The sequence below is a fragment of the Streptomyces sp. NPDC059452 genome (assembly GCF_042750035.1).
Lineage (GTDB): Bacteria > Actinomycetota > Actinomycetes > Streptomycetales > Streptomycetaceae > Streptomyces.
In genome coordinates this window covers 279,289-303,835 of the sequence record NZ_JBHYVE010000001.1, presented here as the reverse complement: position 1 = coordinate 303,835, position 24,547 = coordinate 279,289, and the positions used below count along the sequence as shown (strand labels likewise).

At 72.5% G+C, this 24,547-nt stretch carries 23 protein-coding genes and 1 pseudogene; 9 read left to right on the top strand and 15 right to left on the bottom strand.

The features are described from left to right. The first annotated feature begins 1 nt into the window (after position 1). Positions 2-625, top strand: coding sequence for a TetR/AcrR family transcriptional regulator (locus tag ACFW9Z_RS01325; protein ID WP_384632475.1), 624 nt, complete (start codon positions 2-4; stop codon positions 623-625). A 98-nt stretch (positions 626-723) separates the two neighbouring features. On the opposite strand, the gene ACFW9Z_RS01320 is transcribed toward ACFW9Z_RS01325, so the two are convergent. From ACFW9Z_RS01320 to ACFW9Z_RS01310, 3 genes are all read right to left on the bottom strand, one after another. Beyond that, the gene (locus tag ACFW9Z_RS01320; RefSeq protein WP_384633354.1) at positions 724-2,085 is read right to left on the bottom strand and encodes a carboxyl transferase domain-containing protein; all 1,362 of its coding nucleotides are present in this window, start codon (positions 2,083-2,085) and stop codon (positions 724-726) included. 13 nt (positions 2,086-2,098) lie between these two features. Next, positions 2,099-3,655: an acyl-CoA synthetase gene (locus tag ACFW9Z_RS01315; RefSeq protein WP_384632472.1), complete on the bottom strand. Its 1,557-nt coding sequence runs from the start codon at positions 3,653-3,655 to the stop codon at positions 2,099-2,101. A gap of 174 nt (positions 3,656-3,829) precedes the next feature. After that, a complete protein-coding gene (locus tag ACFW9Z_RS01310) occupies positions 3,830-4,186 on the bottom strand; it encodes a winged helix-turn-helix transcriptional regulator (protein WP_384632468.1) in 357 nt (118 codons plus the stop codon). Positions 4,187-4,318: 132 nt separating this feature from the next. Here ACFW9Z_RS01310 and ACFW9Z_RS01305 point away from each other — a divergent pair, with 132 nt between their 5' ends. Continuing rightward, on the top strand, positions 4,319-5,197 hold the full coding sequence (locus ACFW9Z_RS01305) for an NAD(P)-dependent oxidoreductase (RefSeq protein WP_384632465.1): 879 nt from the start codon (positions 4,319-4,321) through the stop codon (positions 5,195-5,197). Positions 5,198-5,320: 123 nt separating this feature from the next. On the opposite strand, the gene ACFW9Z_RS01300 is transcribed toward ACFW9Z_RS01305, so the two are convergent. After that, positions 5,321-6,553, bottom strand: coding sequence for an MFS transporter (locus ACFW9Z_RS01300; RefSeq protein ID WP_384632462.1), 1,233 nt, complete (start codon positions 6,551-6,553; stop codon positions 5,321-5,323). A 127-nt stretch (positions 6,554-6,680) separates the two neighbouring features. Here ACFW9Z_RS01300 and ACFW9Z_RS01295 point away from each other — a divergent pair, with 127 nt between their 5' ends. Beyond that, the gene (locus tag ACFW9Z_RS01295) at positions 6,681-7,112 is read left to right on the top strand and encodes an Lrp/AsnC family transcriptional regulator (protein ID WP_084745772.1); all 432 of its coding nucleotides are present in this window, start codon (positions 6,681-6,683) and stop codon (positions 7,110-7,112) included. A 38-nt stretch (positions 7,113-7,150) separates the two neighbouring features. Here ACFW9Z_RS01295 and ACFW9Z_RS01290 read toward each other — a convergent pair whose 3' ends face one another. The 3 genes and pseudogenes from ACFW9Z_RS01290 to ACFW9Z_RS01280 all read right to left on the bottom strand — a co-directional run. Continuing rightward, the gene (locus ACFW9Z_RS01290; RefSeq protein WP_384633352.1) at positions 7,151-8,806 is read right to left on the bottom strand and encodes a GAF domain-containing protein; all 1,656 of its coding nucleotides are present in this window, start codon (positions 8,804-8,806) and stop codon (positions 7,151-7,153) included. A gap of 52 nt (positions 8,807-8,858) precedes the next feature. Next, the gene (locus ACFW9Z_RS01285) at positions 8,859-9,896 is read right to left on the bottom strand and encodes a rod shape-determining protein (protein ID WP_384632453.1); all 1,038 of its coding nucleotides are present in this window, start codon (positions 9,894-9,896) and stop codon (positions 8,859-8,861) included. Between the two features lie 240 nt (positions 9,897-10,136). Continuing rightward, positions 10,137-10,700 (bottom strand): annotated as a pseudogene (locus ACFW9Z_RS01280) (hypothetical protein); the annotation flags it as partial. Positions 10,701-10,824: 124 nt separating this feature from the next. Here ACFW9Z_RS01280 and ACFW9Z_RS01275 point away from each other — a divergent pair. Next, the gene (locus ACFW9Z_RS01275) at positions 10,825-11,553 is read left to right on the top strand and encodes a hypothetical protein (RefSeq protein ID WP_384632450.1); all 729 of its coding nucleotides are present in this window, start codon (positions 10,825-10,827) and stop codon (positions 11,551-11,553) included. 8 nt (positions 11,554-11,561) lie between these two features. On the opposite strand, the gene ACFW9Z_RS01270 is transcribed toward ACFW9Z_RS01275, so the two are convergent. Beyond that, entirely contained in the window at positions 11,562-11,987 is a 426-nt protein-coding gene (locus ACFW9Z_RS01270; RefSeq protein WP_384632447.1) for a MarR family winged helix-turn-helix transcriptional regulator, read from the bottom strand. A gap of 118 nt (positions 11,988-12,105) precedes the next feature. On the opposite strand from ACFW9Z_RS01270, the gene ACFW9Z_RS01265 reads away from it, so the two are divergent. From ACFW9Z_RS01265 to ACFW9Z_RS01255, 3 genes are all read left to right on the top strand, one after another. After that, the gene (locus tag ACFW9Z_RS01265) at positions 12,106-13,125 is read left to right on the top strand and encodes an NADP-dependent oxidoreductase (protein WP_384632444.1); all 1,020 of its coding nucleotides are present in this window, start codon (positions 12,106-12,108) and stop codon (positions 13,123-13,125) included. 99 nt (positions 13,126-13,224) lie between these two features. Further along, positions 13,225-13,653 carry an organic hydroperoxide resistance protein gene (locus tag ACFW9Z_RS01260; protein ID WP_384632441.1) on the top strand — a complete coding sequence of 143 codons (429 nt, stop codon included), beginning with the start codon at positions 13,225-13,227 and terminating at the stop codon, positions 13,651-13,653. A gap of 81 nt (positions 13,654-13,734) precedes the next feature. Next, positions 13,735-14,547, top strand: coding sequence for an EI24 domain-containing protein (locus ACFW9Z_RS01255; RefSeq protein WP_384632438.1), 813 nt, complete (start codon positions 13,735-13,737; stop codon positions 14,545-14,547). An 11-nt stretch (positions 14,548-14,558) separates the two neighbouring features. On the opposite strand, the gene ACFW9Z_RS01250 is transcribed toward ACFW9Z_RS01255, so the two are convergent. The 4 genes from ACFW9Z_RS01250 to ACFW9Z_RS01235 form a co-directional block, all read right to left on the bottom strand. Next, complete coding sequence (locus ACFW9Z_RS01250) at positions 14,559-14,831, bottom strand: hypothetical protein (RefSeq protein WP_384632435.1); 273 nt, start codon at positions 14,829-14,831, stop codon at positions 14,559-14,561. Next, positions 14,828-15,769, bottom strand: coding sequence for a hypothetical protein (locus ACFW9Z_RS01245; protein WP_384632432.1), 942 nt, complete (start codon positions 15,767-15,769; stop codon positions 14,828-14,830). Before ACFW9Z_RS01245 ends, ACFW9Z_RS01250 begins: the two co-directional genes overlap by 4 nt. A 52-nt stretch (positions 15,770-15,821) precedes the next feature. Next, on the bottom strand, positions 15,822-16,298 hold the full coding sequence (locus ACFW9Z_RS01240) for a hypothetical protein (RefSeq protein ID WP_384632430.1): 477 nt from the start codon (positions 16,296-16,298) through the stop codon (positions 15,822-15,824). A gap of 119 nt (positions 16,299-16,417) precedes the next feature. Then, the gene (locus ACFW9Z_RS01235) at positions 16,418-17,041 is read right to left on the bottom strand and encodes a TetR/AcrR family transcriptional regulator (protein WP_384632427.1); all 624 of its coding nucleotides are present in this window, start codon (positions 17,039-17,041) and stop codon (positions 16,418-16,420) included. 186 nt (positions 17,042-17,227) lie between these two features. On the opposite strand from ACFW9Z_RS01235, the gene ACFW9Z_RS01230 reads away from it, so the two are divergent. Further along, entirely contained in the window at positions 17,228-19,774 is a 2,547-nt protein-coding gene (locus ACFW9Z_RS01230; protein WP_384632424.1) for a glycoside hydrolase family 3 protein, read from the top strand. Here ACFW9Z_RS01230 and ACFW9Z_RS01225 read toward each other — a convergent pair. Continuing rightward, on the bottom strand, positions 19,762-20,967 hold the full coding sequence (locus tag ACFW9Z_RS01225) for an amidinotransferase (protein WP_384632421.1): 1,206 nt from the start codon (positions 20,965-20,967) through the stop codon (positions 19,762-19,764). The two genes, ACFW9Z_RS01230 and ACFW9Z_RS01225, sit on opposite strands and share 13 nt — an antisense overlap. 227 nt (positions 20,968-21,194) lie before the next feature. After that, entirely contained in the window at positions 21,195-22,130 is a 936-nt protein-coding gene (locus tag ACFW9Z_RS01220) for an SGNH/GDSL hydrolase family protein (RefSeq protein WP_384632418.1), read from the bottom strand. Between the two features lie 416 nt (positions 22,131-22,546). On the opposite strand from ACFW9Z_RS01220, the gene ACFW9Z_RS01215 reads away from it, so the two are divergent. Continuing rightward, complete coding sequence (locus ACFW9Z_RS01215) at positions 22,547-23,041, top strand: DUF3145 domain-containing protein (RefSeq protein WP_053561392.1); 495 nt, start codon at positions 22,547-22,549, stop codon at positions 23,039-23,041. Between the two features lie 181 nt (positions 23,042-23,222). Here ACFW9Z_RS01215 and fabF read toward each other — a convergent pair whose 3' ends face one another. Further along, positions 23,223-24,485, bottom strand: a complete 1,263-nt coding sequence (gene fabF, locus ACFW9Z_RS01210; RefSeq protein ID WP_384632415.1) for a beta-ketoacyl-ACP synthase II — start codon at positions 24,483-24,485, stop codon at positions 23,223-23,225. Between the last annotated feature and the right edge of the window lie 62 nt (positions 24,486-24,547).

The following is a 24,547-nucleotide window of genomic DNA, read 5'->3' as shown; positions in this document are numbered from 1 at the left end:
GTTGGCCGAGAGAGGCCGTCCACGCGCGTTCGACCGTGCCGCGGTGCTGCGGGGTGCGATGGAGACGTTCTGGGAGTTCGGGTACGAGGGCACGAAGCTCACCGACCTGACCGCCGCCATGGGCATCAACTCCGCCAGCCTGTACAACACCTTCGGCTCGAAAGAGCAGTTGTTCCGTGAGGCCGTCGCGCTCTACGACAGCACCGCGGGCTCGGCGACCGGCCGCGCCCTGCGCGAGGAGCCGACGGCCCGAGCCGCCGTCGAAGCCATGCTGCGTGGAAACGTCGACACGTTCGCCGACGCGCGGACGCCGAGCGGCTGCATGATCGTGCTCTCGGCCGCCAACTGCTCCCACCAGAACCGGGAGGTCGCCGAGCATCTGGCCGGATGGCGCCGCAGGGCGGTTGCCGAGCTGGAGGCGCGGCTGGAACGGGCAGTGCGGGAAGGGGAGTTGTCACCGGACACGGACGTCGGATCCGTCGCGGCCTTCTACGCGACCATCCTGCACGGGCTGTCGATCGAGGCGCGCGACGGCGTGCCCCTGGAGCGGCTCCGCTCCACCGTGGACCACGCCGTCGCCCTGTGGGACTCCCTGGTGCGGACGGCGGCCGCCCCGCAGCCGTGAACGCCCCCGCAGCCGGGAACGCTCCTGCGGCTGGGAACGCCCCCGCAGTTGTGAACGGCTCCCGCAGCCGTGAACGGCCTCGCAGTCGTGAACGCCTTCTACGTGACGATCGAGCGGGCGATCCCCAGCTCCACCAGGTCCTGCGGCCGCAGACGGAGCTGGTCGGCGGTGGCGCCCGTCTCCTCCGGGGGCCGCTTGAGGATCGCCGCCGCCAGCTCCGGGGCGATGACGGAGAAGTAACTGTCCGCCGTGACATGGGTGTTGCCCGGCGCCGCGAGGGCCAGCGCACCGCCCGAGCCGCCCTCGCCGATCACCAGCGTCGTCACCGGGACCCGGGCCGCCGCGATGGCCGCGAAGGTGTCCGCGATGGCCGCGCCCGCGCCCGCCCGTTCCGCCTCGGCGTCGTTGGCGGCGCCCGGGGTGTCCACCAGGGTGAGGACGGGGACGCCGAGCCGGTCCGCGAGCCGGATGGTGCGGGCCGCCGCGCGGTACCCGGCCGGGCGGGTCGCGGTGCCGCACTGGGCGACGTACGCGACGGGCTGCCCGTCCGCGCGCAGCCCGAAGCCGCTCAGCAGCCCCGGGTCGTTGCCGCCGCACCTGTCCCCGTGGAGGGGGAGCCGTACGGTGAAGTAGTCGGCCAAGTACGCCTCCGCACGCGGTCGTTGCGCGGAACGGGCCCGCTCCACCGCCTCCCGGCCGGTCGCGGGCAGCCCGGCGGTGGACGCCTGGGCGCGGGGGAGGGGTGCGGCGGCGGGCCCGGGTGCCCCGTGGGCCTGCGCCCCCTGCGGTCCCAGCGCCCGCAGCCACAGCCCCACCGTGCGCGGCAGCTCCCCGGCCGGGACCACCGCGTCGACCTGGCCCGCCGCCAACTGGCCCTCGGCGCCGTACGCGTACGGATCCGCGTCCGGCGGCCGTACCCGGGACCCCGCGAAGCCGATCTGGGCGCCCGGCAGGGCCAGCACCACATCCGCGCCCGCCCCCACCGTGGCCCAGCCGCCGCCGGTCGTGGGGTCGCGGACCACGGCGATCTGCGGGAGCCCCGCCGCGCGCAGCCGGGTGGCGGCGGCCGCCACCCGCTGGAGCTGGGTGAGCGCGACCATGCCCTCCTGCATCCGGCTGCCACCCGTGGCGACGAGCGCGACCAGCGGAAGCCGCCGGGACAGGGCCAGTCCGTACGCGGCCTCCAGCCGGTCTCCCGTGAGCTGGCCCAACGAGCCGCCCAGGAAGCCGAATTCGAAGGAGAGCAGCACGCACTCCCGGTCGCCGACGACCCCGGTCCCGTACACCACGGACTCGTCCTCGCCGGTCCGCTCCGCCGCCCGCTCCCGCGCCGCGTCGTACCCCGCCCAGCCGAGCGGCCCGTCCGGCGGCAGGGTGCGCGGCGGCGGGCGGTGCTCGGTGAAGTCCGCCGAGCCGGTGAGCAGGGCGATCGCCTCCCGGGCCGTGATCCGGGCCGCCATCCCGGCGGAAGGGTCAGTGGACATGGAGCGACCTCTTCATGATCTTGCCCAGGTCGTTACGGGGCAGGGCGTCCAGATAGCGCACCGTACGCGGGCGCTTGTGCGGGGCCAGTTGGGCCGCCACATGGTCCGCCAGCTCTTCGGCCGACGGTGGAGAGCCGGGGTCGGCCGCGACCACCCACGCCACCACCCGCTCGCCCAGGTCCGGGTCCTCCTCGCCGGTCACGGCCGCCTCCCGGACGCCGGGGTGGCCGAGCAGCACGTTCTCGATCTCGCCCGCGCCGATCTTGTAACCGCCGCTCTTGATCAGGTCGGTGGCCTTGCGCCCGACGATCGTGACGTACCCGTCCTCGTCCACCGCGCCGACATCGCCCGTCCGGAACCAGCCGTCGGCCGTGTGCGCGGCGGCCGTGGCGTCGGGCCGGTTCAGATAGCCGGTGAAGAGGTTCGGGCCCCGGACCTGGATCTCGCCGATCGCCTCCGGCCCCTCCAGTACCGTGCCGTCCTCCTCCACCAGCCGCAGCTCCACCCCGGCGAGCGGCGGGCCGACCGTGCCGGGGCGCGGTACGCCGTCCGCCCGGATCCCTGTGTTCATCAGGGTCTCCGTCATCCCGTACCGCTCGATGACCCGCCGCCCGGTCGCCGCCGTGATGCGTTCATGGTCGTGCACGGGGAGCGCCGCCGAACCGGAGACCAGCAGCCGCGCCCCGGCCAACGCCTGTGCCAGCGCATCCCGTTCGGCGGCCCCCGCCGGGGCGTCCAGCACCTCGGCCAGCCGGTGGTACATCGTCGGTACGCCGAAGAGCATCGTGCCCCCGGTCCCCAGCTCCCGGGCCACACCCTCGGCGGAGAACTTCCCCAGGTGGCGCAGGGATCCGCCGCGCCGCAGCGGACCGAGGACGCCCAGGATCAGCCCGTGCACATGGAACAGCGGCAGCGCGTGCACCAGGACGTCGTCACCGGCCCACCCCCAGGCGTCCTCCAGCGCGTCCAGGGACGCGGCGATGGCCCGGCGGGGCAGCACGGCACCCTTGGGAGGGCCGGTGGTGCCGGAGGTGTAGACGATCAGGGCGGGAGCCTCGGGAGCCTCGGGAGCCTCGGGAGCCTCAGGGGACTCAGGGGACTCAGGGGACTCGGGGGAGCCGGGGAGTTCGGGGGATTCGGAGGCCGCCTCGTCCGCCGCGTAGCCGTCCGCACGCTCGGACGCCCGCGCGTCGACCGTCACCCGCCGCAGCTTCTCCAGCGCCGCCGGAAGTACGTCGTCCGGCCCCGCCAGTACGGCCGTGGGCGCGCTGTCGGCCAGGATGTGCGCCAACTCGGCTTCGCCCGTACGGGGGTTGAGCGGCACGACCGGCACTCCGGCCCGCAACGCCGCGACCACCGCGATCACCGTCTCCGGCGTCGGGGTGGCCCAGACGGCGACCCGGCCCGCGTCCGCGATCCGGGCGGCGAGCGCGGTGGCGGCCGCGGCCAGCCGCCCGTAGGTCAGGGAGAGATCACCGAAGCGGACGGCCTCCCGGGAGGCTGCCGGGCCGGTGGGGGACTGGAGCGCGGGAAGAAGGAGGGTCACGCCGGGAAGCCTAGGGCTTCGGCGCCGCCCTCGCCGGGACCCGGGCACAGGTGAGGGGAGCGTCACCCCGGGGCGGCCGTCGGCGACATCGCCTGCCTGGAAGGGCAGTTCGGCGCCCCCCGGAGCCCCCCAGAGCCCCCAGCCCCACCCCAGACCCCCCAGCCCTCCCGCGCGTCAGGCGACGGACACCTTCTCGGCCCCGGTCCGCCGCATGCGTTCGGTGCCCCACCGCCCCAGGGAGGCCAGGGCCGCATTGAGCGACAGACCGTGCTCCGTCAGGGAGTACTCGACCTTCGGAGGCATCTGCCGGTACACCTCGCGGTGCACGAGCCCGTCCTCCTCCATCTCCCGAAGATGCTGGATCAGCATCTTCTCGCTGACGCCCGGCAGCCCGCGCCGCAGCTCGGCGAACCGGCGGGTCCCGTAGTGGTCCAGCTCCCAGAGGATCAGCGGCTTCCACTTCCCGGCCACCACGTCCATGGCCGCGTCGATACCGCAGAAGTAGGGGCCGCTCCGTGCCGACGGTGCCATCCGCCCTCCTCCAAGACGTACAAGACGTACTTACCCACGGGTGAGTACCTGACTAATTAGTCCGTACTGGTCAACCCTACTGGCTGAGGAGAGGATCGAACCGAAGGAAAAACACGAGGAGGAGTGCCGGAAATGGCAGTCGACAACAACAGCGTCCAGGTGAGTGTTCTCGGGCTGGGGGAGATGGGCAGAGCCCTCGCGGACGCCCTGGTGAAGGCCGGTCACGGGACGACGGTCTGGAACCGCACCCCGGGCAGGGCGGGCGACCTCGTCGCCCAGGGTGCCAGGGCCGCCGACACGGCCGGTGAAGCGGTCCGGGCGGGGGACCTGGTGATCGCCTGCCTGCTGGACCACGCGTCGGTCCATGAGGTGCTCGACCCGCTCGCCGGGGAGCTGGCCGGGCGGACGCTGATCAACCTCACCACCACATCCCCGGCCCAGGCACGGGAGTCCGCCGAGTGGGCCGCCCGGGCCGGGATCGCGTATCTGGACGGCGGGATCATGGCGACGCCGGAGATGATCGGCGGGCCGGGGTCGTCGATCCTCTACAGCGGCTCCGGCGAGGTCTTCGACGCGTACAAGGAACTGCTCGACCTCTGGGGGACCAGTACCTACTTCGGTGAGGACGCCGGACTGGCCTGTCTGTACGACCTCGCGCTGCTCTCGGGCATGTACGTCATGTTCGCCGGGTTCCTGCACGGCGTGGCCATGGTCACCCCGGCCGGGGTGACGGCGAGCGAGTTCGCCGCTCTGGCCGCCCCCTTCATGACCGCCATGACCAGCGGCTTCGAAGGGTTCGCCGCGGTCGTCGACGGCGGGGACTACACCGTCGAAGGGCAGCAGAGCCTCTCCTTCTCCCAGCTCGGAGACCTCGTGGACGCGAGTGCCGACCAGGGCGTCGGCACCGAGGTGATCGCCATGGTCCAGGCGCTCATCCAGCGTCAGATCGACGCGGGCCACGGAGAGGAGGGCTTCGCCCGGATCATCGAGAGCATCAGGCAGCCGGGCTGATCATTGAGAGCATCGGACAGCCGGGCTGATCATCGAGAGCGTCTGGCAGCCGGGCTGATCATCGGCAGCATCGGGCAGCCGGGCTGATCCCCGGTGCGGCCCCGGCCAGCAGGAGAGACGACCTCATCCGTCGCGCCGGAGGGTCCGCATCCGCCCGTACGCGTACACGCATCCCGCCAGCGCCAGATCGGACAGCAGCATGAACCCGATCGCGTACGAGTCCTTGGCGCTGTAGATCGCGCCCATCACCAACGGTGGCACGAAGCCGCCCAGCCCGCCCATCGCACCGACGATGCCCGTCACACTGCCCACCTTCGGCTGTGGGGTCACCTGCGAGACCAGCGCGAACACACTGCCGCTCGCCGTGCCGAGCCCGGCCGCCATGGCCAGCAGCGCGATCGTGCCGACCGGGTTCAGCGGCGGCTCGAAGGCCTGGACGACCGCCATCAGGGCCGCCGCCAGCAGCGCGCCCGAGGTCACCAGCGCGGGGTGGATCCGGTCCGAGAGCCAGCCGCCGATCGGCCGGAAGACGACCGTCACCAGCGCGAACCCGGCCGCCTTGGTGCCCGCCTCGGTCGGCGACATCTCGTACCAGGTCTTGAGGTACGTCGGCAGATAGACCCCGAACGCCACGATCCCGCCGAAGCCGATCGCGTACAGCGCCGACAGCTCCCAGGTCACCCGCAGTTTCCCGGCCTCGCCGAGGCGGTGCACCAGCGTGTCCGTGGGGATCTTCCGGTCGGGCCGGTCGCTGACGAGTACGGCGGCGAGCAGCGCGTACACCAGCAGGGCCCCGGCGACCACGAGAAAGGGGAGGTTGTCGCCGTGGGCCGCGATGCGCGGGGTGAAGTACCCCGAGAGCGCGACCCCGCCCATGCCCATGCCGAACACACCCAGCGCGAACCCCCGTTTGGCGGGCGGGAACCAGGAGTTGACCAGGGGGACGCCGATCGCGAACGTCGTCCCGCCGAGCCCCAGCAGGAAGCCGACCGCGATCATCGCCCCGTACGAGTTCTTCGCCGGGATCAGCAGCAGTACCGGCACGACCGTCAGCGCCGACACCACGGGGAACATCAGCTTCGCGCCGTACTTGTCCGTCAGCGCGCCCACCGGGATGCGGCCGAGCGATCCGACGAGCACCGGCACGGCCACCAGGAACGACTGCTGGAAGGAGCTGAGCCCGAGCCGGTCCTTGTAGTCGCCGGACATCGGCGCGATCAGGTTCCAGGCCCAGAAGGTGAGGGCGAAGCCGATCGTGGCCATGACGAGATTGCGGTACGCGGCCGGGGAGGGCCCGGCGGCCGCCGGGGCGGGGGTGTCCGGGGGCTCGGGGGACTGCTTGACGGCGGTGTTCACACGGCAAGTCAAGGGCGCGGGGGAGCGTACGGCCCGCCGGGCTGCGCCGACCGGGCGACGGCGGGCTCGCCCCGGTCACTACGCGCTCCCCTCAGCCGATATCGCCGCAAGCTGGGACAATCGCGGTATGGATCGGCTGGACAGGGAAATCCTCGGCATTCTCCAGGAGGACGCCCGCATCTCGTACCGGGATCTGGGCGTACGCGTGGGGCTCAGCGCCAACGCGGCGGGCGACCGGGTCCGCCGTATGCGCCGGGACGGGGTGATCCGCGGCTTCACGGTCATCGTCGACCCGGCCGCCGACACCCGTTCGGGCCTGGTCGTCTTCATCGATGTGACGCTGCGGCTCGACACGACCAACGAGGAGTTCGAGCGCTCGGTGCTGATGCTGCCCGGGATCACGGAGGTGGTGCACGTGACGGGCGGCCACGACTACCTCATCCGCGCCACGGCGGCCGACCCGGTCTCGCTGGACACGCTGCTGCGGCGGCTCAAACGCGAGGCGGGCGTGGCGCACTCCAACACCCGGATCGCGCTGCGGGCGGCCCCGAAGCACTGACCGCGGGCGTTTCTCAGCTCACAGCGGCGCCTGCCAGCTCATAGCGGCGCCTGCCAGGTCACCGTCGTCGACCGGCCGTCCTCCTCGTCGCGCCCGTCGTCGGCCACCACCAGGCGTACCGCGCTCCGCCCGTCCGGCAGCCGCCCCGCCGCGTCCACCTCCACATCGATGGCCGAGACCCCCGGTCTGCGGTGTGCGGCGGCCAGCGCCCCGCGCAGCGCGGCCAGCAGCTCCCGGCCCGTCTCCTCGCCCACCAGCGCGTCCACCGGCCCCGTGAAGTGCACCGACGGCGGAAAGCCCAGCAGCGCCGCCGCACCCCCGGTCTCCCGCAGCACCCGGCCCCGGAAGGTGCTCGGGGCCTCGGCGGGCGGCTGCTGGAGGGCGAAGATCGCGGTGCGGACCTCCTGGATGGTGGAGTCCAGCTCGTCCACGGCCCGCCCGAGCAGCTCGCCCGCCCCTTCCCGGCCCGCCCCCTCGCCCTCGTCCGAGGCGTCACCGGACTCCCAGCCCGAGGCGTCACCGGACTCCCCGCCCGAGGTGTCACCGGACTCCCCGTCCGAGGTGTCACCGGACTCCCCGTCCGAGGCGTCACCGGACTTTCCGCCCGAGGCATTGCCCGACTCCCCGCCCGCCCCCTCCCCGCCCGCTTCACTCATCGCCCGCCGACGCGTCGACTCCAGCATCATCTCGGTCGCGAAGAGCCGCTGGACCACCAGATCGTGCAGGTCACGGGCGATCCGGTCGCGGTCCTCGTACACCGCGAGCTGCTCCCGGTCCGCCTGTGCGTCCGCCATCACCAGCGCGAGGGCCGCCTGTGAGGCGAACTGGGTCGCCAGCAGCCGGTCGACCGCCGTGTACGGGGGCGCGCCGCGCCGCCGGGGCAGGGCGAGGGTGCCGATGAGCCGGCCGCCGCTCTGCAACGGCAGCATCATGCTGGGCCCGAACCGGGACCGTACGTCGGTGGTCATCCGGGGATCGGTGGCGGAGTCGTCGATGAAGACCGGTTCGCCGCCGAGCAGTTGGACCAGGACGGGGGAGCCGGGCTCGATGGTCGTGCCGACGATGCCCGCCGGGTCGTCGAGCGTGGAGGCGGTCACGATCTCCATCCCGCCCGCCTCGGTGGGCTGGAGGATCACCCCGGCCGAGGCCCCGGCGAGCGTCCGGGCGCTCTCGGCCACGGTCATCAGGGCGTCGGCCGCGTTCGTACCGGTCAGCAGGGCCGTGGTGACGGCCGCCGCCCCCTCGATCCAGCGTTCACGCTGCCGGGCGCTCTCGTAGAGCCGGGCGTTGCCGATCGCGATACCGGCCTGGGAGGCGAGGACGTGCAGCAGGGCCCGGTCCGTCTCGGTGAAGGGGCCTGAACTCTTCTCCGTCAGACAGAGGTGGCCGAAGAGTTCGGTGTGCACCTGGATCGGGGCGTCGAGGAAGGCCCGGGCGGGCGGCCCGCCCGCCGTCCGGCCGCCCTCGCCCGGGAGCCCCGTGCGGCTCCCCGGGAGGAGGCGGTCGATGTGCTGCCGCTCCGCCTCGGTCATCCCGGTGGTGTAGAGCGCCTCGGTCCGGTCCTGGTCGGGCTCCAGGACGTGGAGCGTGCCGTGGCGGGCCCCGGTCAGGGCGGTCGCGGTGTCCACGATCTGCTGGAGGGTGGCCCGGAGCCCGAGGTCGCTGCCGATGCTGAGGACGGCCTCCAGAAGCATCGGCAGCCGGTCGACGGGTGACGGTGGCGGTGGCTGTGACAACGAGGAAGCCCTAACCCGCCAGCGGGTTGAGGACCATCGGCTGGATCTTGCCGTCCAGCATCGCGCCGAGGCCGAGCACCGAGCAGACGTCGGGGCGCTCCGCGATGAGCACCGGCATGCCGGTCGCGTCCCGGAGCATCTGGTCGAGCCCCGGCAGCAGCGCGCTCCCGCCCACCATCATGATCCCCCGGTCCGCGAGGTCGGCCACCAGATCGGGCGGGCATGCCCGCAGCACCTTGCCCACCCCGTCGAGGACGGCGGTCAGCGGGGTGTGGATGGCCTGCCGTACGGCGGCGGTGTCGACCTGCACCGAGCGGGCCAGACCGGTCGCCACGTCCCGGCCGTGGATCTCGGTCAGGGCGGGACCGGTGAGCTGGAGGCCGTTGCCGTGCAGGGCCAGTTGAAGCGGGCGCACGGACTGGCTCGGGAGCATCAGTTCGTGGTGCTGGCGCAGATGCTGGATCACCGCCTCGTCGATCGCGTTGCCGCCCACCGGGATGCGGACGGCCGTCACGATCGAGCCGAGCGAGAGCACCGCGATCTGGGTGGTGGCCGCACCGCAGACCATGATCATGGTGGCGGTCGGCTGCTCGACCGGCAGCCCGCAGCCCACGGCCGCCGCGATCAGGGTGTCCACCAGCTCGACCCGCCGGGCGCCGAGCCCGACGAGGGTCTCCACCGTGGCGCGCTGGGCCAGCGGATCCGCGTCGTGCGGGGTGCAGGCGGCGGCGCGCAGCCGGGGCTTGCGGCGGAGCTGGCGGCGCAGCTTGTCGCCCAGGAGATGGCGCAGCATCCGCTGGGCCATCTCGATGTCGACGACGGTGCCGCCGGAGACCGGGCGGGCGACCCGGATGTATTCGGGGGTGCGGCCGGTCATCTGCTCGGCGAGCACACCCACCGCGATGAGCGATCCGGTACGGGTGTTGACCGCGGCGACGCTCGGTTCGTCCACGACGAGCCCGAGCCCCTTGACGTACACACGGGTCCTCGCGGCCCCGAGATCGACGGCGATGTGGCAACGCTGCAACTGCTCAAGGCTGACGGTCACGGCAGGGTCTCCCGAGAGCGCGGACGGTGGTACCGGCGGCAGCCGGCCTCTCCTCGCATCGTCGCGTTCCCGGCGGGGTCGCGCGCGCTGGGCTGCGCCGTAAGTGGGGGCGGGAGCTGACAGGCTGCCAGGTGCCCCCAAGGCTCACCCGCCCCGGCAACAGCCGCCGGAACACCGGAAGACCCGGCACAGGCCGCTCACCTGGCAACAGCCGCCGGAACACCCGGCACAGGCCGCTCCCCCCGGCAGCAGCCGCTGGAACAGCCCCCAGGTGAACTCGGCGACGTAACGCTCCCCGCTGCCCGGGTCCGTGAGGGCCAGTGCCCACCGGGTCGGCGCGCTGCCCTCCATCGGCCGCGCCGGAGGAAAGGCGCGGGCGACCTCGTCCACGGTGCACGACCAGGGACGCAGGGACGGTACGGAGGTGAGCTCGGGGCCCGCCGCCCCCGGAGCCCGTACGAGCCATTCGTTCCACACCGCCCCGCCCGGCGCGGCCATCACCTCGAAGCGGAGGTCCGGCCAGAGCGGCACCGGCCAGAGCAGCGCCTCGCACTCCAGGTCGCCCACCCGGCGCTTCAGCGTCAGCTCCGGCTCGCCGAGCACCGAGCGGTAGCGGCGCAGCGATCCCCGGCCCCGGGGCGCGCGGACCATGGCCTGCCAGCGGCGGTTGGCCTCCCTCATGTCGGCGAGCGAGGCGCTCAGCTCCTGCCGCGCCTCCTCCACCAGATCGGGCTGATGGTCGGCCATCCGGCGGAGCAGGACGAGCTGGAATTCGAGGGGGCCGAAGGGGGTGGGAGCGGTCATGCCGCCCATCCTCCCGCAGGTCAGGCGTATCGGACCGGCTGTCCGCGGAATCCGCCGTTCCTCACAGGATCCTCACCTGGTCCGCTTCCTCCGTTGATCTGTCCACGTCTAATCTGCGGGCGCCATGGATTACTGCCACCCGTGCCGACGGCATCTCAACGGAGCCCTGGCCTGCGCCGGGTGCGGGACTCCCGCCGAGGCTCTGGGCCCCTTCGCCGTGCCCGCGCCGACCCTCGTGGGCCACGCCCCGGACGCCCCGGACGAGGCCGCCGCGCCCGTCCCCGCCGCCCGCTCCCGCCGCCGTGCGCGGGGCAGCCACCGCAGACGCGGCCGTACGGCGCTGCTCGCGGCGGGCGGTCTGGTCCTCGCGGCGGGGGCGCTGAGCCTGGCGGAACTGGCCGCGGAGCCGGACCGGGACCGGGTCGCCGCCGACTTCGTACGGGAGGCGTCGCAGGCTCCCGACGACTCCGCGCCGGACTCCTCGGCCGGGGAGGCGCCGCAGGACCCGGGCCCGGTCCCCTCCCGTACGGGCGAGGCGGCGGGGCCTTCGCCGGACGCGGCGCCGACGAACGGCGCCCCCACGGACAGCGCCTCGGGCGGCCCCTCGGACCCCCCGAGCCCCGAAGCCTCCACGGCGACGGCCTCGCCCACGGCATCCCCGGATCCCGACGGCACGGACCCGTCCGGTGACCCCGGCACCCCGCCCGCCGACCCGCCCGCCCCGGACGATCCGGAGGAGCCCCCGACCGCATCGGCGCCCCCGCCCCCGCCGCAGGACCAGCCGACGCAGGCCCCGGCGCCCACCCCGACACCGTCCCCGACCTGCACCCGCTTCCTGTGGTGGTGCACGTAGGCCCTGGCTCAGGACTCGCCCAGCATCCGCCGCAGCAGATCCCGCAGTACGGTCCGCTCCGCTTCGGACAGCCCGGCCAGCGGCTCCCGGGCGAAGTTCAGCGACTCCCGCAGCTCCCGGGCCGTCTGCGCGCCCGTCTCCGTGGCGGCGGCCAGCTTCACGCGGCGGTCGGCCGGGTCCGGCCGGCGTTCGACCAGGCCGCGGGTCTCCAGGCGGTCGACGATGCCGGTCACGTTCGACGGCTCGCACTTCAGCTTGACGGCGATCTTCCGCATCGGCGTGGGCTCCAGCGCGAGCAGGCCGAGGACCCGCGCCTGCGCCCCGGTGAGGGAGTGCTCGGCGGCGGCACGGTCGTACTCCTCGTGGTAGCGCGCCACGACGGCGCCGATGAGCTCGACGACCTCAAGGGTCAGGGGGTCTGTGCGGGTGGCCATGGGGACCAGCGTACCGATTTACTTGACAATATGAAATATCCAGGAGCATGGTTGTTTCATGTAATGAAGCTTTTCTTCGCAAGGCTTCCCCGTAGGACACTGAGGAGACCCCGAGCCCATGTCTGCAGCACTTCCCGCGTCCAGCCGTGAATGGCACCTCGTCGCCCGCCCCCACGGCTGGCCCAAGGCCGAGGACTTCGCGCTGCGTGAGGCCGCGGTGGCCGCTCCGGCCGAAGGCCGCATCCTCGTCCGCAACAAGTACTTCTCCGTCGACCCGTACATGCGCGGCCGGATGAACGACGTGAAGTCGTACACCCCGCCGTTCAAGCTCGACCACCCCATGGACGGCGGCGCGGTCGGCGAGGTCATCGCCTCGAACGCCGAGGGCTTCGCGGTCGGTGACCACGTCCTGCACGGCCTCGGCTGGCGCGAGATCGCCGATGTGCCCGCCAAGCACGCGGTGAAGGTGGACCCCGCCCTGGCCCCGCTCTCCGCCTACCTCGGCGTGCTCGGCATGACCGGACTCACCGCCTACGCGGGCCTGTTCGACGTCGCCTCCTTCAAGGAGGGCGACGCGGTCTTCGTCTCCGGCGCCGCCGGGGCCGTGGGCAGCCAGGTCGGCCAGCTCGCCAAGCTCAAGGGGGCCTCCCGCGTCATCGGCTCGGCGGGCTCGGACGAGAAGGTCAAGCTCCTCATCGAGGAGTACGGTTTCGACGCCGCGTTCAACTACAAGAACGGGCCGGTCCGCGATCAGCTCAAGGAAGCCGCCCCCGACGGCATCGACGTCTACTTCGACAACGTCGGCGGCGACCACCTCGAAGCCGCCATCGGCGCGCTCAACGTGCACGGCCGCGCCACCATCTGCGGCATGATCGCCCAGTACAACGCGACCGAGCCCACCCCCGGCCCGCGCAACATGGCCCTGATCATCGGCAAGCGGCTGCGCCTCCAGGGCATGCTCGTCGGCGACCACGCCGACCTCCAGCCGAAGTTCGTCGAGGAGGTCGCCGGCTGGCTGGCCTCCGGCGAGCTGAAGTACCGCGAGACGACGGTCGAGGGCATCGAGAACGGTTACGACGCGTTCGTCGGCCTCCTGCGCGGCGAGAACACCGGAAAGATGATCGTCTCCCTCGTCTGACCCACGCCCGCGCGGGGAAGGTCACCCGTTAGGCTCATCCCAGGCCGTCGCGATCGTGGGCGCGAGTCGCGGCGCACCAACAGGAGGAATCCTCACATCATGACCATCCAGAAGATCGACGTCGCCTACACCGCCGTCGCCACCGCCGAGAACGGCCGTGACGGCCGCGTCTCCTCGGACGACGGCCGGCTCGACGTCGTCGTCAACCCGCCGAAGGCCCTGGGCGGCAGCGGCGCGGGCACCAACCCGGAGCAGCTCTTCGCGGCGGGCTACAGCGCCTGCTTCCAGGGTGCGCTGGGTGTCGTCGCCCGCCAGGAGAAGGCCGACATCTCCGGCTCGACGGTCACCGCCTCGGTCTCCATCGGCAAGACCGAGGCCGGCGGCTTCGGCCTGGAGGTCGCGATCAGCGCGACCATCCCGAACGTCGACGCCGCCACCGCCCAGTCGCTCATCGAGAAGGCCCACCAGGTCTGCCCGTACTCGAACGCGACCCGCGGCAACATCAAGGTCGAGCTGTCCGTGGCCTGATCACCGCACCGTCGTCCGAGGACCGCACTCCGCCCAGGGGTGCGGTCCTCGCCGCTTTCCGTACGCCAGTACGCTGACGCCATGAACGATCTCGGGGCAGGTTTCGGCTACTTGGTGAAGGGGCAGCGCTGGGTCGCCGGGCACGGACGGTGGTTCGGCTTCGGGCTGCTCCCCGGCCTCATCACCCTCGTCGTGTACGCGGGCGCCCTGATCGGACTCGGTTACGGCGCCGACGACTTCGTCGCCTGGGCCACCCCGTTCGCCGACGACTGGTCCTCGCCGTGGCTCGGCCTGCTCCGCACCACGCTGACCGCGCTCGTCTTCCTCTTCGGCCTGTTCCTCGCGGTCGTCACCTTCACCGCCGTCACCCTCCTGGTCGGCCAGCCGTTCTACGAGTCGCTCTCCGAGGAGGTCGAGCGCAGCGAGGGCGGCGAGGTCCACGAGTCGGGGCTGCCGCTCTGGCGCGAACTGTGGATCTCCGCCCGCGACTCCGTACGCATCCTGCTGCGCGTCGCGTTCTTCGGGATCATCCTCTTCGCCTGCGGCTTCATCCCGGTGGTCGGCCAGACCGTCGTACCCGCCATCGGCGTCTGCGTCTCCGGCTTCTTCCTGGCCGAGGAGCTGACCGGGGTGGCCCTCCAGCGCCGGGGGCTGGTCCTGAAGAAGCGGCTCGGCCTGCTGCGCCGCCGCCGGCTGCTGGTGCTCGGCTTCGGCGTCCCGCTCGCCCTCTCGTTCCTGGTCCCGTTCGTCGCGGTGTTCCTGATGCCGGGAGCGGTCGCCGGGGCCACCCTCCTCGCCCGCGACCTGGTGGACCCGGGCGAGGGGCACGCGCCCGGGTCCGGCACCGATGACACGGCGGTGGCCGCCAAGGAACGGACAGCGCCCGGCTCGTGACCTCGTGAGCCTCAGCGTTCCCGCGCGTACGTCACGACCCACGCGACGGTGAGCGCGAGCCCGAGGAACCCGACGCTGGAGATGCCGAGGGCTCTCCAGATCCCCTCGCCGTCCATCGCGGCGCGCACGCCGCCGGCGAGCCCGACGACGGACATCAGCATGCCGAGGACGAACGTCCGCGAACTCCGGGGCCGCAGCAGGCCCCACGGGCCCGTGGGGCGACGGCCGGACGGGCCAGTGAGGTGACGGCCGGACGGCGGCGACGGGCCCGAGGAGGGCTTCACCGGTAATTCACCTTCCCCGGTGCCCTGGGAGCGTCCACCCGGGTCTGGTTCAACTTCTCGTCCTCCGGGGTGTAGTAGTGGTCGACCGCCGTTGCCACGATGGCGACCGGCGTGCCGAGCACCTTGCTCCCGAACCGGGCGACCGAGTTCAGAACCCCGGGGCGAGCTCCCCCCACAGGGGCCGTACCCTTCTCCAGCTGCTTGCTGGCCTCGCCCGCGGCGGCGGCGGGCTCGCCGCCGAGGAACCCCTCCCACGCGCCTTTCCAGTCTCCGCGCACGAACGCCTGGCCGCCGCCTATCCAGGAGCGGTAACCGAGGAATTCGGCGAAGGGCTTGATGGTGCCGCTGCCCCACTTCTCGGGAGGCGTGAAGTCGACCGCGTTCAGCTTCGTCTGCTTCTCCTGCTCCTTGATCGTCTTGGCGTCCTTCAAGGAGTCGAAGCGCAGGGAGGTGAAGTGGCGCGGGTCCTGGGTGAGGGTCGTCAGCCCCCCGGCGCAGCGCGCGTCCGCGTCGGCCGCGCGCTGGAGTATGGCCTCGATACGGGTGACGAGCGAGTCGATGTCGCTCCTGCCGGGGTCGGCGCTGTCCACATAGGTGATGACCCCGACCGGGGAGATCTTGACGCCGTAGGGCGGCGCCTCGTAGATCGCCACGAGTTCGGCCTTGGCCGCCGTCAACTCGCTGTAGAGGCCTTTGAGCAGTGTGGTGATGCTCCCGGCCTGGGTCGCGGCGCTCTGGAACTGGCCCGCCGTCCTCGTGACGAACGGCCTGGTGACGGCGGAGTTCTCGCCCCTCCAGGTCGTTCCCTCCGTATACGTGCGCATGTCCCCCGCGTCCTTGGCGAGTTCCTTGAGCTTCTTGGTCATGGCGACCCAGTCGTCGATCGCCGAGTCGAGTGGCTTCGTCCGGAGATTCAGGAGCTGCTGGAACGTCGGCACAGGTCACCTCGCCTGAGTGAAGAGGAAGGACGCGGAGGGCAAGCGGAGCGGATCATATGACCGGGCCCTGTGGCCTCGGCAGCCCATGTCCCTCGTCCCTGCCGGGGACGTTGTAGTAGTCGGAGATCGTGGACACACTGAGCTTGGCGACGACCCACTCGTCGTCCTTCTTCTTCGACGCGATCGTGTAGTCGAGGTGGTTGGAGATGTGCGCGCAGGCGGCGAGCAGCGTCCCGACCTGCTTCGACCAGGCGGTGCCCGCGGAGGACAGCGCCTTGCCCGTCTCGAACCCGTCCGAGGTCAGGCTCGTCCCCGCGGCCCCGGTCGTGGTCCGGGCGTGGGCGCCGTCGGCCTTGAGGTTGTTGTGCAGCAGGTAGGCGAAGTGGCCGATCTTTCCCAGCTCGTCGTCGTAGGCGACGAGGTCCGCACCGGTCGGTGACCTGTGCGGGTCTCTCATCGGCGCCTGGTTGAGCTGCATCCGGGCGGCGGCATCCGCCTTGAGAGCGGCCCACTCCTCATCGAAAGACATGTATCCCCCTGGCGATCGTGGCGGGCGGCCGCGGTGACGGACGCGCCCGCCGTACAAACGTTCTGATCTTCCGACAGCCTAGGGGGTGCCTTGTTGATCATGCCGGGGTCACATGCCTCTCAGCCGTCTTCGGTACTCCCCTTCAGCAGCCCCAGGAAGTCGCCGAACGCCTCCGGCATGTCCACCGCCTCCGGGTCCAGCAGCCACTGGTACTGGAGCCCGTCCATCACCGCCACCAGCAGCACCGCCGCCCGCTCCGGGCTCAGCCCGCCCGGCAGCGCGTCGCCGTACTCGGCACGCAGGGTGGCCGCCATCGCGGCCCGGACCTGGGTGTAGCGCCGGGTGAAGAACTCCCGCGCCGGGTGGTCCTCCGTCACGCTCTCGCCGAGCAGCGCCGAGAAGGTCTGTACGATCCCGGGCCGCATCGCGTTGTACTCCACCAGCGATCCCAGCAGCTCCAGCCGCCAGGCCCCGCTTCCGCCCCCTGGTCCGTCCCCGGCCCCGTCCCCGTCACCGGCTCCGCCCCGGCCGCCCCCGCCCGTGTCCCACCGGTCCCGGTCCTCCAGCACCGCCACCAGCAGGGCTTCCTTCGTCGGGAAGTAGTGGAGCAGCCCTTGCTGGCTCAGCCCCACCCGCTCGGCCACCGCCCCCAGCGTCGCGCCCCGGTAGCCGCGCTCGGCGATCACTTCGAGGGTGGCGCCCAGGATCTCGGCCCGCCGCTCCTCGCTCCTGGCCCGTGCCATCGCCGCCGCCTTCCGTGGTGCCCGGCCCCGCGCCGGTCCCGCTCAGCAGGACCGTACGTCATGACCGGCCCCGCACCCCGACACCGTAACGAACACATAACAAAACCTACCGATCTACCGGTAGGCGCGTCACCATGGAGACCTGCACCGGGAGACATCCACCGGACTCGACCAGGAGGTACGGCCGTGGCAGCCGCGTCCAGCACCAGCAGCTCCGAGGCACCCCGCAGCTCTGACGCCCTCCGCCGGGAAGCCTCCGACGCCCTCCGCCGGGAAGCCGTCGACGCGGCCCTCGCCGCCCTCGGCCTCGACGACAAGGCGCGTCTCCTGGCCGGTCAGGACCTGTGGTCGCTGCCCGCCCTCCCCGCGATCGGCCTGAGCTCCCTGGTGCTGTCGGACGGCCCGATCGGCGTCCGGGGCGTCCGCTGGACCGCCGCCGACCCCTCCATCGCCCTGCCCTCGCCCACCGCGCTCGCCGCCACCTGGGACCCGGAGCTGGCCCGCCGGGCGGGACGGCTGCTCGCCCAGGAGGCCCGCCGCAAGGGCGTCCACGTGCTGCTCGCCCCCACGGTCAACCTGCACCGCACCCCACTCGGCGGCCGTCACTTCGAGGCGTACAGCGAGGACCCGTACCTCACCGGGGAGATCGGCACCGGTTACGTACAGGGCGTCCAGGACGGCGGAGTCGGCACCACGGTCAAGCACTTCGTGGCCAACGACGCCGAGACCGACCGCTTCACCGTCAACAACGTCGTCGCCCCGCGCCCCCTGCGCGAGCTCTACCTCGCCCCCTTCGAGCGGATCGTCAGGAACGCCCACCCCTGGGGCATCATGGCCGCCTACAACCAGGTCAACGGCTCGACGATGACCGAGCACCGCTACCTCCAGAACGCCGTGCTGCGCGGCGAATGGGGCTTCGACGGCTTCATCGTCTCCGACTGGCTCGCCGCCCGCTCCACCGTCGGGGCCATCACGGGCGGGCTGGACGCCGCGATGCCCGGCCCGCGCACGGTCTACGGCGAGGCGCTGGCCAACGCCGTCCGGGCCGGTGAGGTGGACGAGAAGATCGTCGACATCGCCGTACGGAACATCCTGCTGCTGGCCGCCCGGGTCGGCGCCCTGGACACCGCCCCGCCCGCCGTCGCCCCGGCCGACCTCCCCGCGACCGTGGACGGCGAGGCGCTGGCCCGCGAGGTCGCCCGCCGCTCCTTCGTGCTCGTACGCAACGAGATACGCAACGGGATACGCAACCAAGCCCGTGCCCTCCCGCTCGCCCCCGGCACCTCCGTCGCCCTCTCCGGCGCACTCGCCCGGGACGCCCGGGTGCTCGGCGGCGGCTCGGCCCTGGTCTTCCCCGACCATGTGGTCTCCCCGCTCGACGGCCTCACCGCCGCCCTCCCCGAAGGCGCCCTGTCGTACGGGGTCGGCGCCGACCCCAGCGACGAACTGGCCGTGGCCGAGGCCGGGTTCGGTCTCGCCGCCGTCTGCCGCGACGCCTCCGGGACCGTCCTCGCCACCGTCCCCCTGCCCAGCGGCCAGATCCAGTGGATCGGCGCCGACCTGCCCGACGGGGTCACCCACGCCACCCTCGACACCGTCGAGATCACCGGCACCTTCACCCCGCGCGAGAGCGGCGAGCACACCTTCGGCACCCGGGGCACCGGCTCCTTCGCCCTCACCGTCGACGGCCGCCCCCTCTTCGACGGCACCCAGGGCCGCGCCCCCGGCACCGACCCGCTCGGCGCCTTCTTCAACGAGCCGGTCGCACGCGGCCGGGTCGCCCTCACCGAAGGCGTCCCCGTCCAGGTCTCCCTGAACCACCGCCCCGCCCCCACCACCGGCCACCCGCTCAAGGGCATCGCCTTCTCCCTGGCCCACCTCGCCCCGCTCCGCGACCCGGACGAGCTGATCGCCGAGGCCGTCGAGGCGGCCCGTACGGCGGACACCGCGATCGTGGTCGTCGGCACCACCGAACGCGTCGAGTCCGAGGGCTTCGACCGCACCGACCTGAGGCTCCCCGGCCACCAGGACGCCCTGGTCCGCGCGGTCGCCGCCGTCAACCCCCGTACGGTCGTCGTCGTCAACTCCGGCTCCCCGGTGGAGCTGCCCTGGCGCGAGGAGGTCGCCGCGATCCTCCTGACCTGGTTCCCCGGCCAGGAGGCGGGCCACGCGCTCGCCGACGTCCTCACCGGAGCGAACGAACCGGGCGGCCGCCTCCCCACCACCTGGCCCGCCGCCCTCGCCGACGCCCCGGTCACCGCCACCACCCCCACCGGGGGCGAACTCCCGTACAGCGAGGGCGTCTTCATCGGCTACCGCGCCTGGGAGAAGGCGGGCACCGCCCCCGCGTACGCCTTCGGCCACGGCCTCGGCTACACCACCTGGGAGTACGACACCGTCACCGCCACCCCGGAGTCGGTCACCGTGCGCGCCCGCAACACCGGCCCCCGCCCCGGCGGCGACACCGTCCAGATCTACCTGGCCCCCGCGCCCACCGCCGACGCCCCCGAGCGCCCGGCCCGCTGGCTGGCCGGCTTCGCCCGGGTCACCGCGGCCCCCGGCGAGAGCGTGGAGGTCACGATCCCCGTCGAGCGCCGCGCGTACCAGGTCTGGGACGAGGAGGCGTACGGCTGGAGGACGGTCCCCGGCACGTACACGGTCCAGGCGGCCCGCTCCCTGTCGGACGTCCGCGCGACCGCCACCGTGGTGGTCGGGGGCGATCAGTCGAAGTAGGACTCCAGCGTCCCGCGCCGCCGCACATCCAGCGTCGCGCAGTGGAAGGAGCCGCCGAACGGCGCGTAGTGCATCAGATCGCACGGGATCGGCTCGAAGCCCCACCCTTCGAGCGCCCGCAGCATCCCGGTGTGGTGCCGCTCAGCGATGACCCGCTTCTCGTCGACCATGAGGATGTTCATACTGAGCCACTTCCCGCACATCGAGGTCGTCCGGAGCACGAGGTCCTTGACGGGCTCGGGCTCGGGGGCGACCAGGATGTCCCAGGAGTCCAGGACGGGCGGCAGCCGGTCGACGTCGATGTACTCGGGGTTGACCAGCGCCTTGCCGGGTGCCAGCACGAGGAACGTCGTGTCGATGTGCATGGGCGTACGGCAGCGGCTCTCGATCTCGTGGATGCGGTAGCCGGGACCGAGGTGGCGGCGCAGCCACTCGATGCCCATCGCGTTGGTGACGTTGGAGCGCGTCACGAACAGGTCGCGCCCGGCCCGGACGAAGTCGGCCGCGTCGAAGACCGGCTCGAACTCGGTGAGGATGTACCGCATCGGCTCATCCGCCCTCGGCGCCCGGAACTCCTTCTCGAACAGCTCGTCGGTGAGCTGCGGTTTCGGCGCGGACGTCCAGCGGGCCCCGCGCCGGAAGTAGTCCTTCAGGATGCGGCGGTAGGAGTGCGTCTCGAAGTACCGGCACGGCCATGCCATCGGGGTCTCGATGATCTCGTCGCCGATCACCAGCATGCTGTCACGCGGGCAGGTGTTGCAGAAGCCGCGCGAGGACCAGCCGGGGGTGGCGAACCGCTGCTGGTGCTCGACCGCGTCCGGACGGGTGACGGTGACCCCGAGGGACTTCAGGAGCGAGACGAACCCGTCCAGCTCCTGCTGGGCCGGTTCGAGCAGACGGCGCGGGTACTTGCGCCCGGCCGCGAGCCCCTGGAAGCGGGCCGCCCACGGCGGAATGTTGCAGGAGACCACCGGATGGCTGGACGGGATCGTCGCATCGTCCAGCCGCCCGACGATGATCTCCTCCAGCGGGTCCCACTCGTTGTGCGAGCCGACCGGCGAGACGAGCGGGGCGGCGTCCTCGACGGCCGGTGGCGCGGCCCGCACCCCGGGCCCGCCCCCCTTGGCATGGGCGGCGGCCGAACCGTCCACCGTGCCGACCGGCGTACCGGTCCTCCGCTCCGCTGCTGCCATGATCAACCACCCTCGGTCGCTGACTGCGGGAACCACGCTACCCATGGTGAACGCGGAGACCCGGTTCGCGCCACCCGTCGTACGAGCCGGGAGCGACGCCGGGAGCGGCGCCGGGAGCGACGACGGGGGCGACGCCAGGATCGACGATGGGGGCGACGACGGGCGCCACGACAAGCGACACTCCAGGTGCTACGCCCGGCGCGGTACGTCAGGTGCCACGCCAGGCGCTACGCCGGTGGCTCGGCCGCCGTGATGTTGCGGTACGCGATCTCCGCCAGCCGGGCCTGGCCGTCGCGGCTCGGGTGGAACCAGTCCCACGCGCTGAGCTGCGCCCCGGTGAAGCGGAAGCCGAAGACCGCCCCGCCGTCGTACCGGCAGTGCCGGTCCTGCGCGCAGACGTCCCGCAGCACCTCGTTGTACGCCACCACCCGGTCCTGCACCGCGTCCCGCCGCGCCACGGCCGCGGGCCCCAGGTCGTCCGCGTCGGCCAGCATCGACCGGCAGATGCCGAGGCTCCAGACCTTCTTGCTCGTCTCGTTCACCCGCCCCGTCGACCAGAGCCGCTTCAGGTCCGGCACGCTGGACACGTACACCTGCGCCTTGGGCGCCCCGGCCCGCAGCTGCCGCATCGACGCCTCGAACGAGGCCCGGAAGTCCGCCACGGGCGTCATCAGCCGCACCGAGTCCCGGCAGGCGTCGTTCGCGCCCATCATCACCGTGACCAGCTCCGGCCGCTCCTTCGCCGCCCGCGCCATCTGCTCCGGCAGCTGCACCATCCGGGCCCCCGACACCGCGTGGTTCCAGCTCCGGTCCGCCGCCTTCGACGGGCCGAGCAGCCGGACGGCCAGACTCCGCACCCCGGCATCGCTCCCGGTCGCCCAGGACACCTCGGGGCAGTCCGCCAGCACCGAGCAGGCGTCGAAGCCCCGGGTGATGGAGTCCCCGACGGCCGCGACCGACCCCGGACGCGGGTCCCAGCCGGAGGAGGAGGGCGACGGCGATGGCGACGGCGACGACGATGCGGAGAGCGAGGGCGAGGGCGGCGAGGAGGAGGCGGCGGCCGCGTTCCGTGACACGCCGTCACCCGAACCGCCGCCGCACCCCGCCAGGGCGGCCACGCCCACGAACGAGAGCGCCGCCAGCGCGGCCGCTGCGGTACGCATCCGAGGGCGTGTCGCACGCTCCGGCATCTCGCTGATCCCCTCCGGTCAAACCCCTGGTCTATGCCTCCGGTCATGCCCCCGGCAAGCCCACGATCCCCAGGTCGCGGGCGTGCGCGCCCTGCCGGGTGAAAGCCGGCGAATCAGGGGCCCGGGACCGACGGTACGTCACACGGACGGCCCCTGCGCACGGTAGCTTTTCCCCGTCGAACCAGTGGCACGCCGCCCACCCTCGTCACGACGGGTGGCTCCGGTACATTACGTCACGTCACACACTGTCCCTTTTCAGGAGATTAACTCCCGATGCTGTTTACTGATGACAACCTCGGGCCCTGTCCGGAAAGAGCTGGTCCGGAAAGAGACGGTACGGACGCGAGGCCGCTGGGGAAGGCGTACCTCGTCCCACACGGGAGGTTCCGGTGACGACACGTGGAGTCCTGTACGTTCACTCCGCACCGCGCGCGCTGTGCCCACATGTCGAATGGGCAGTGGCGGGCGTTCTCGGTGTGCGGGTCCAGCTGGACTGGATCAGACAGCCGGCCGCGCCCGGCACCTGGCGGTCCGAATTCTCCTGGAAGGGCCGCGCAGGCACCGCCTCGCAGCTCGCCTCCGCCCTGCGCGGCTGGGACATGCTCCGCTTCGAGGTGACCGCCGAGCCGTGCCCCACCGCCGAGGGCGAGCGCTACAGCTCCACCCCCGGCCTCGGCATCTTCCACGCCGTCACCGGCATGCACGGCGACATCCTGATCCCGGAGGACCGCCTGCGCGCCGCGCTGGCCCGCTCGACGCGCGGCGAGAGCGACCTGGAGGCGGAGATCGCCTCCCTCCTGGGCAAACCGTGGGACGACGAACTGGAGTCCTTCCGCCACGCGGGCGAGGGCGCCCCGGTCCGCTGGCTGCACCAGGTGGTGTAATCCAAGCCCCTCCGCACCTCTCCGGCGGGGCACATCGAGCCCTTCGCCCGGCGGTGACCGGGGAGCACAGTCAAGCCGCTCCGGCGATCGAGGAGCGGGGTCCGGGGCAGCGCGCCCCGAAACACGCGGAAGCCCGCCTCCCGGCAACCGGGAAGCGGGCTTCACCCGTAGAAGAACGGCGTCACACGGACCGGAACGCCAGCACCACGTTGTGCCCACCGAACCCGAACGAGTTGTTGATCGCCGCGATCGGCCCCTCGGGCAGCACCCGAGGCTCCCCACGGACGACATCCGCGTCGATCGCCTCGTCCAGGTCGTCGACGTTGATCGTCGGCGGAGCGATCCGGTGGTGCAGCGCGAGCACGGTGGCCACCGTCTCGATGCCGCCCGCACCACCCAGCAGGTGCCCCGTCATCGACTTCGTCGCCGAGATCGCGACATGGTCCAGGTCGTCGCCCAGCACCTTCCGCAGCGCCTTGATCTCCGCGATGTCACCCTGCGGCGTCGACGTGGCGTGCGCGTTGAGGTGAACCACCTCGGACGGCTTGAGGTCGCTGGAGTCCAGCAGGTTCTGCATGGCCGCCGCGATACCGCGCCCGGTCGGCTCGGGCTGCGCGATGTGGTGGGCGTCGGCCGACAGGCCCTGGCCCAGCACCTCGCAGTAGACCCGGGCACCGCGCTTGGCGGCGTGCTCGGCCGACTCCAGGATGACGACGCCCGCGCCCTCACCGAGGACGAAGCCGTCACGGGCCGTGTCGTACGGGCGCGAGGCCTTCTCCGGCTCGTCGTTGCTCTTGGACATCGCCATCATGTTGGCGAAGGCCGCGATCGGCAGCGGGTGGATCGCCGCCTCCGTGCCGCCCGCCACGACCACGTCGGCCCGGCCGGTGCGGATCATCTCGACGGCGTACCCGATCGCCTCCGCGCCCGAGGCGCAGGCGGAGACCGGCGTGTGGACACCGGCCTGGGCGTTGACCTCCAGGCCGACGTTGGCCGCCGGGCCGTTGGGCATGAGCATGGGAACGGTGTGCGGGGAGACGCGGCGTACGCCCTTCTCCTTCAGCACGTCGTACTGGTCGAGCAGGGTGATCACGCCGCCGATGCCGGAGGCGATGACCGAGCCGAGGCGCTCGGGGGCGATGTTCTCGTCCTCCCCGGCCTTGGCGGTGAAGCCCGCGTCCGCCCAGGCTTCCCGGGCCGCGATCAGCGCGAACTGCGCCGAGCGGTCCAGCTTGCGGGCGAGCGGGCGGGGCAGTACGTCGCCCGGGTCGACAGCCGCGAGGGCGGCGATCCGGACGGGCAGTTCGGCGAAGCGCTCGCCTTCGAGAGGCTTGACGCCGGACCGGCCGGCCATCAGACCTTCCCAGGTCGATGCGGAGTCGCCACCCAGCGGAGTGGTTGCGCCGATACCGGTGACGACCACGGTGCGATTGGTCGAGTTCACTGGAAAATCTTCTCCACGTGTAGAGGGTCGTGAATCAGCGGCGCCACCGCCGGGTGGCGACA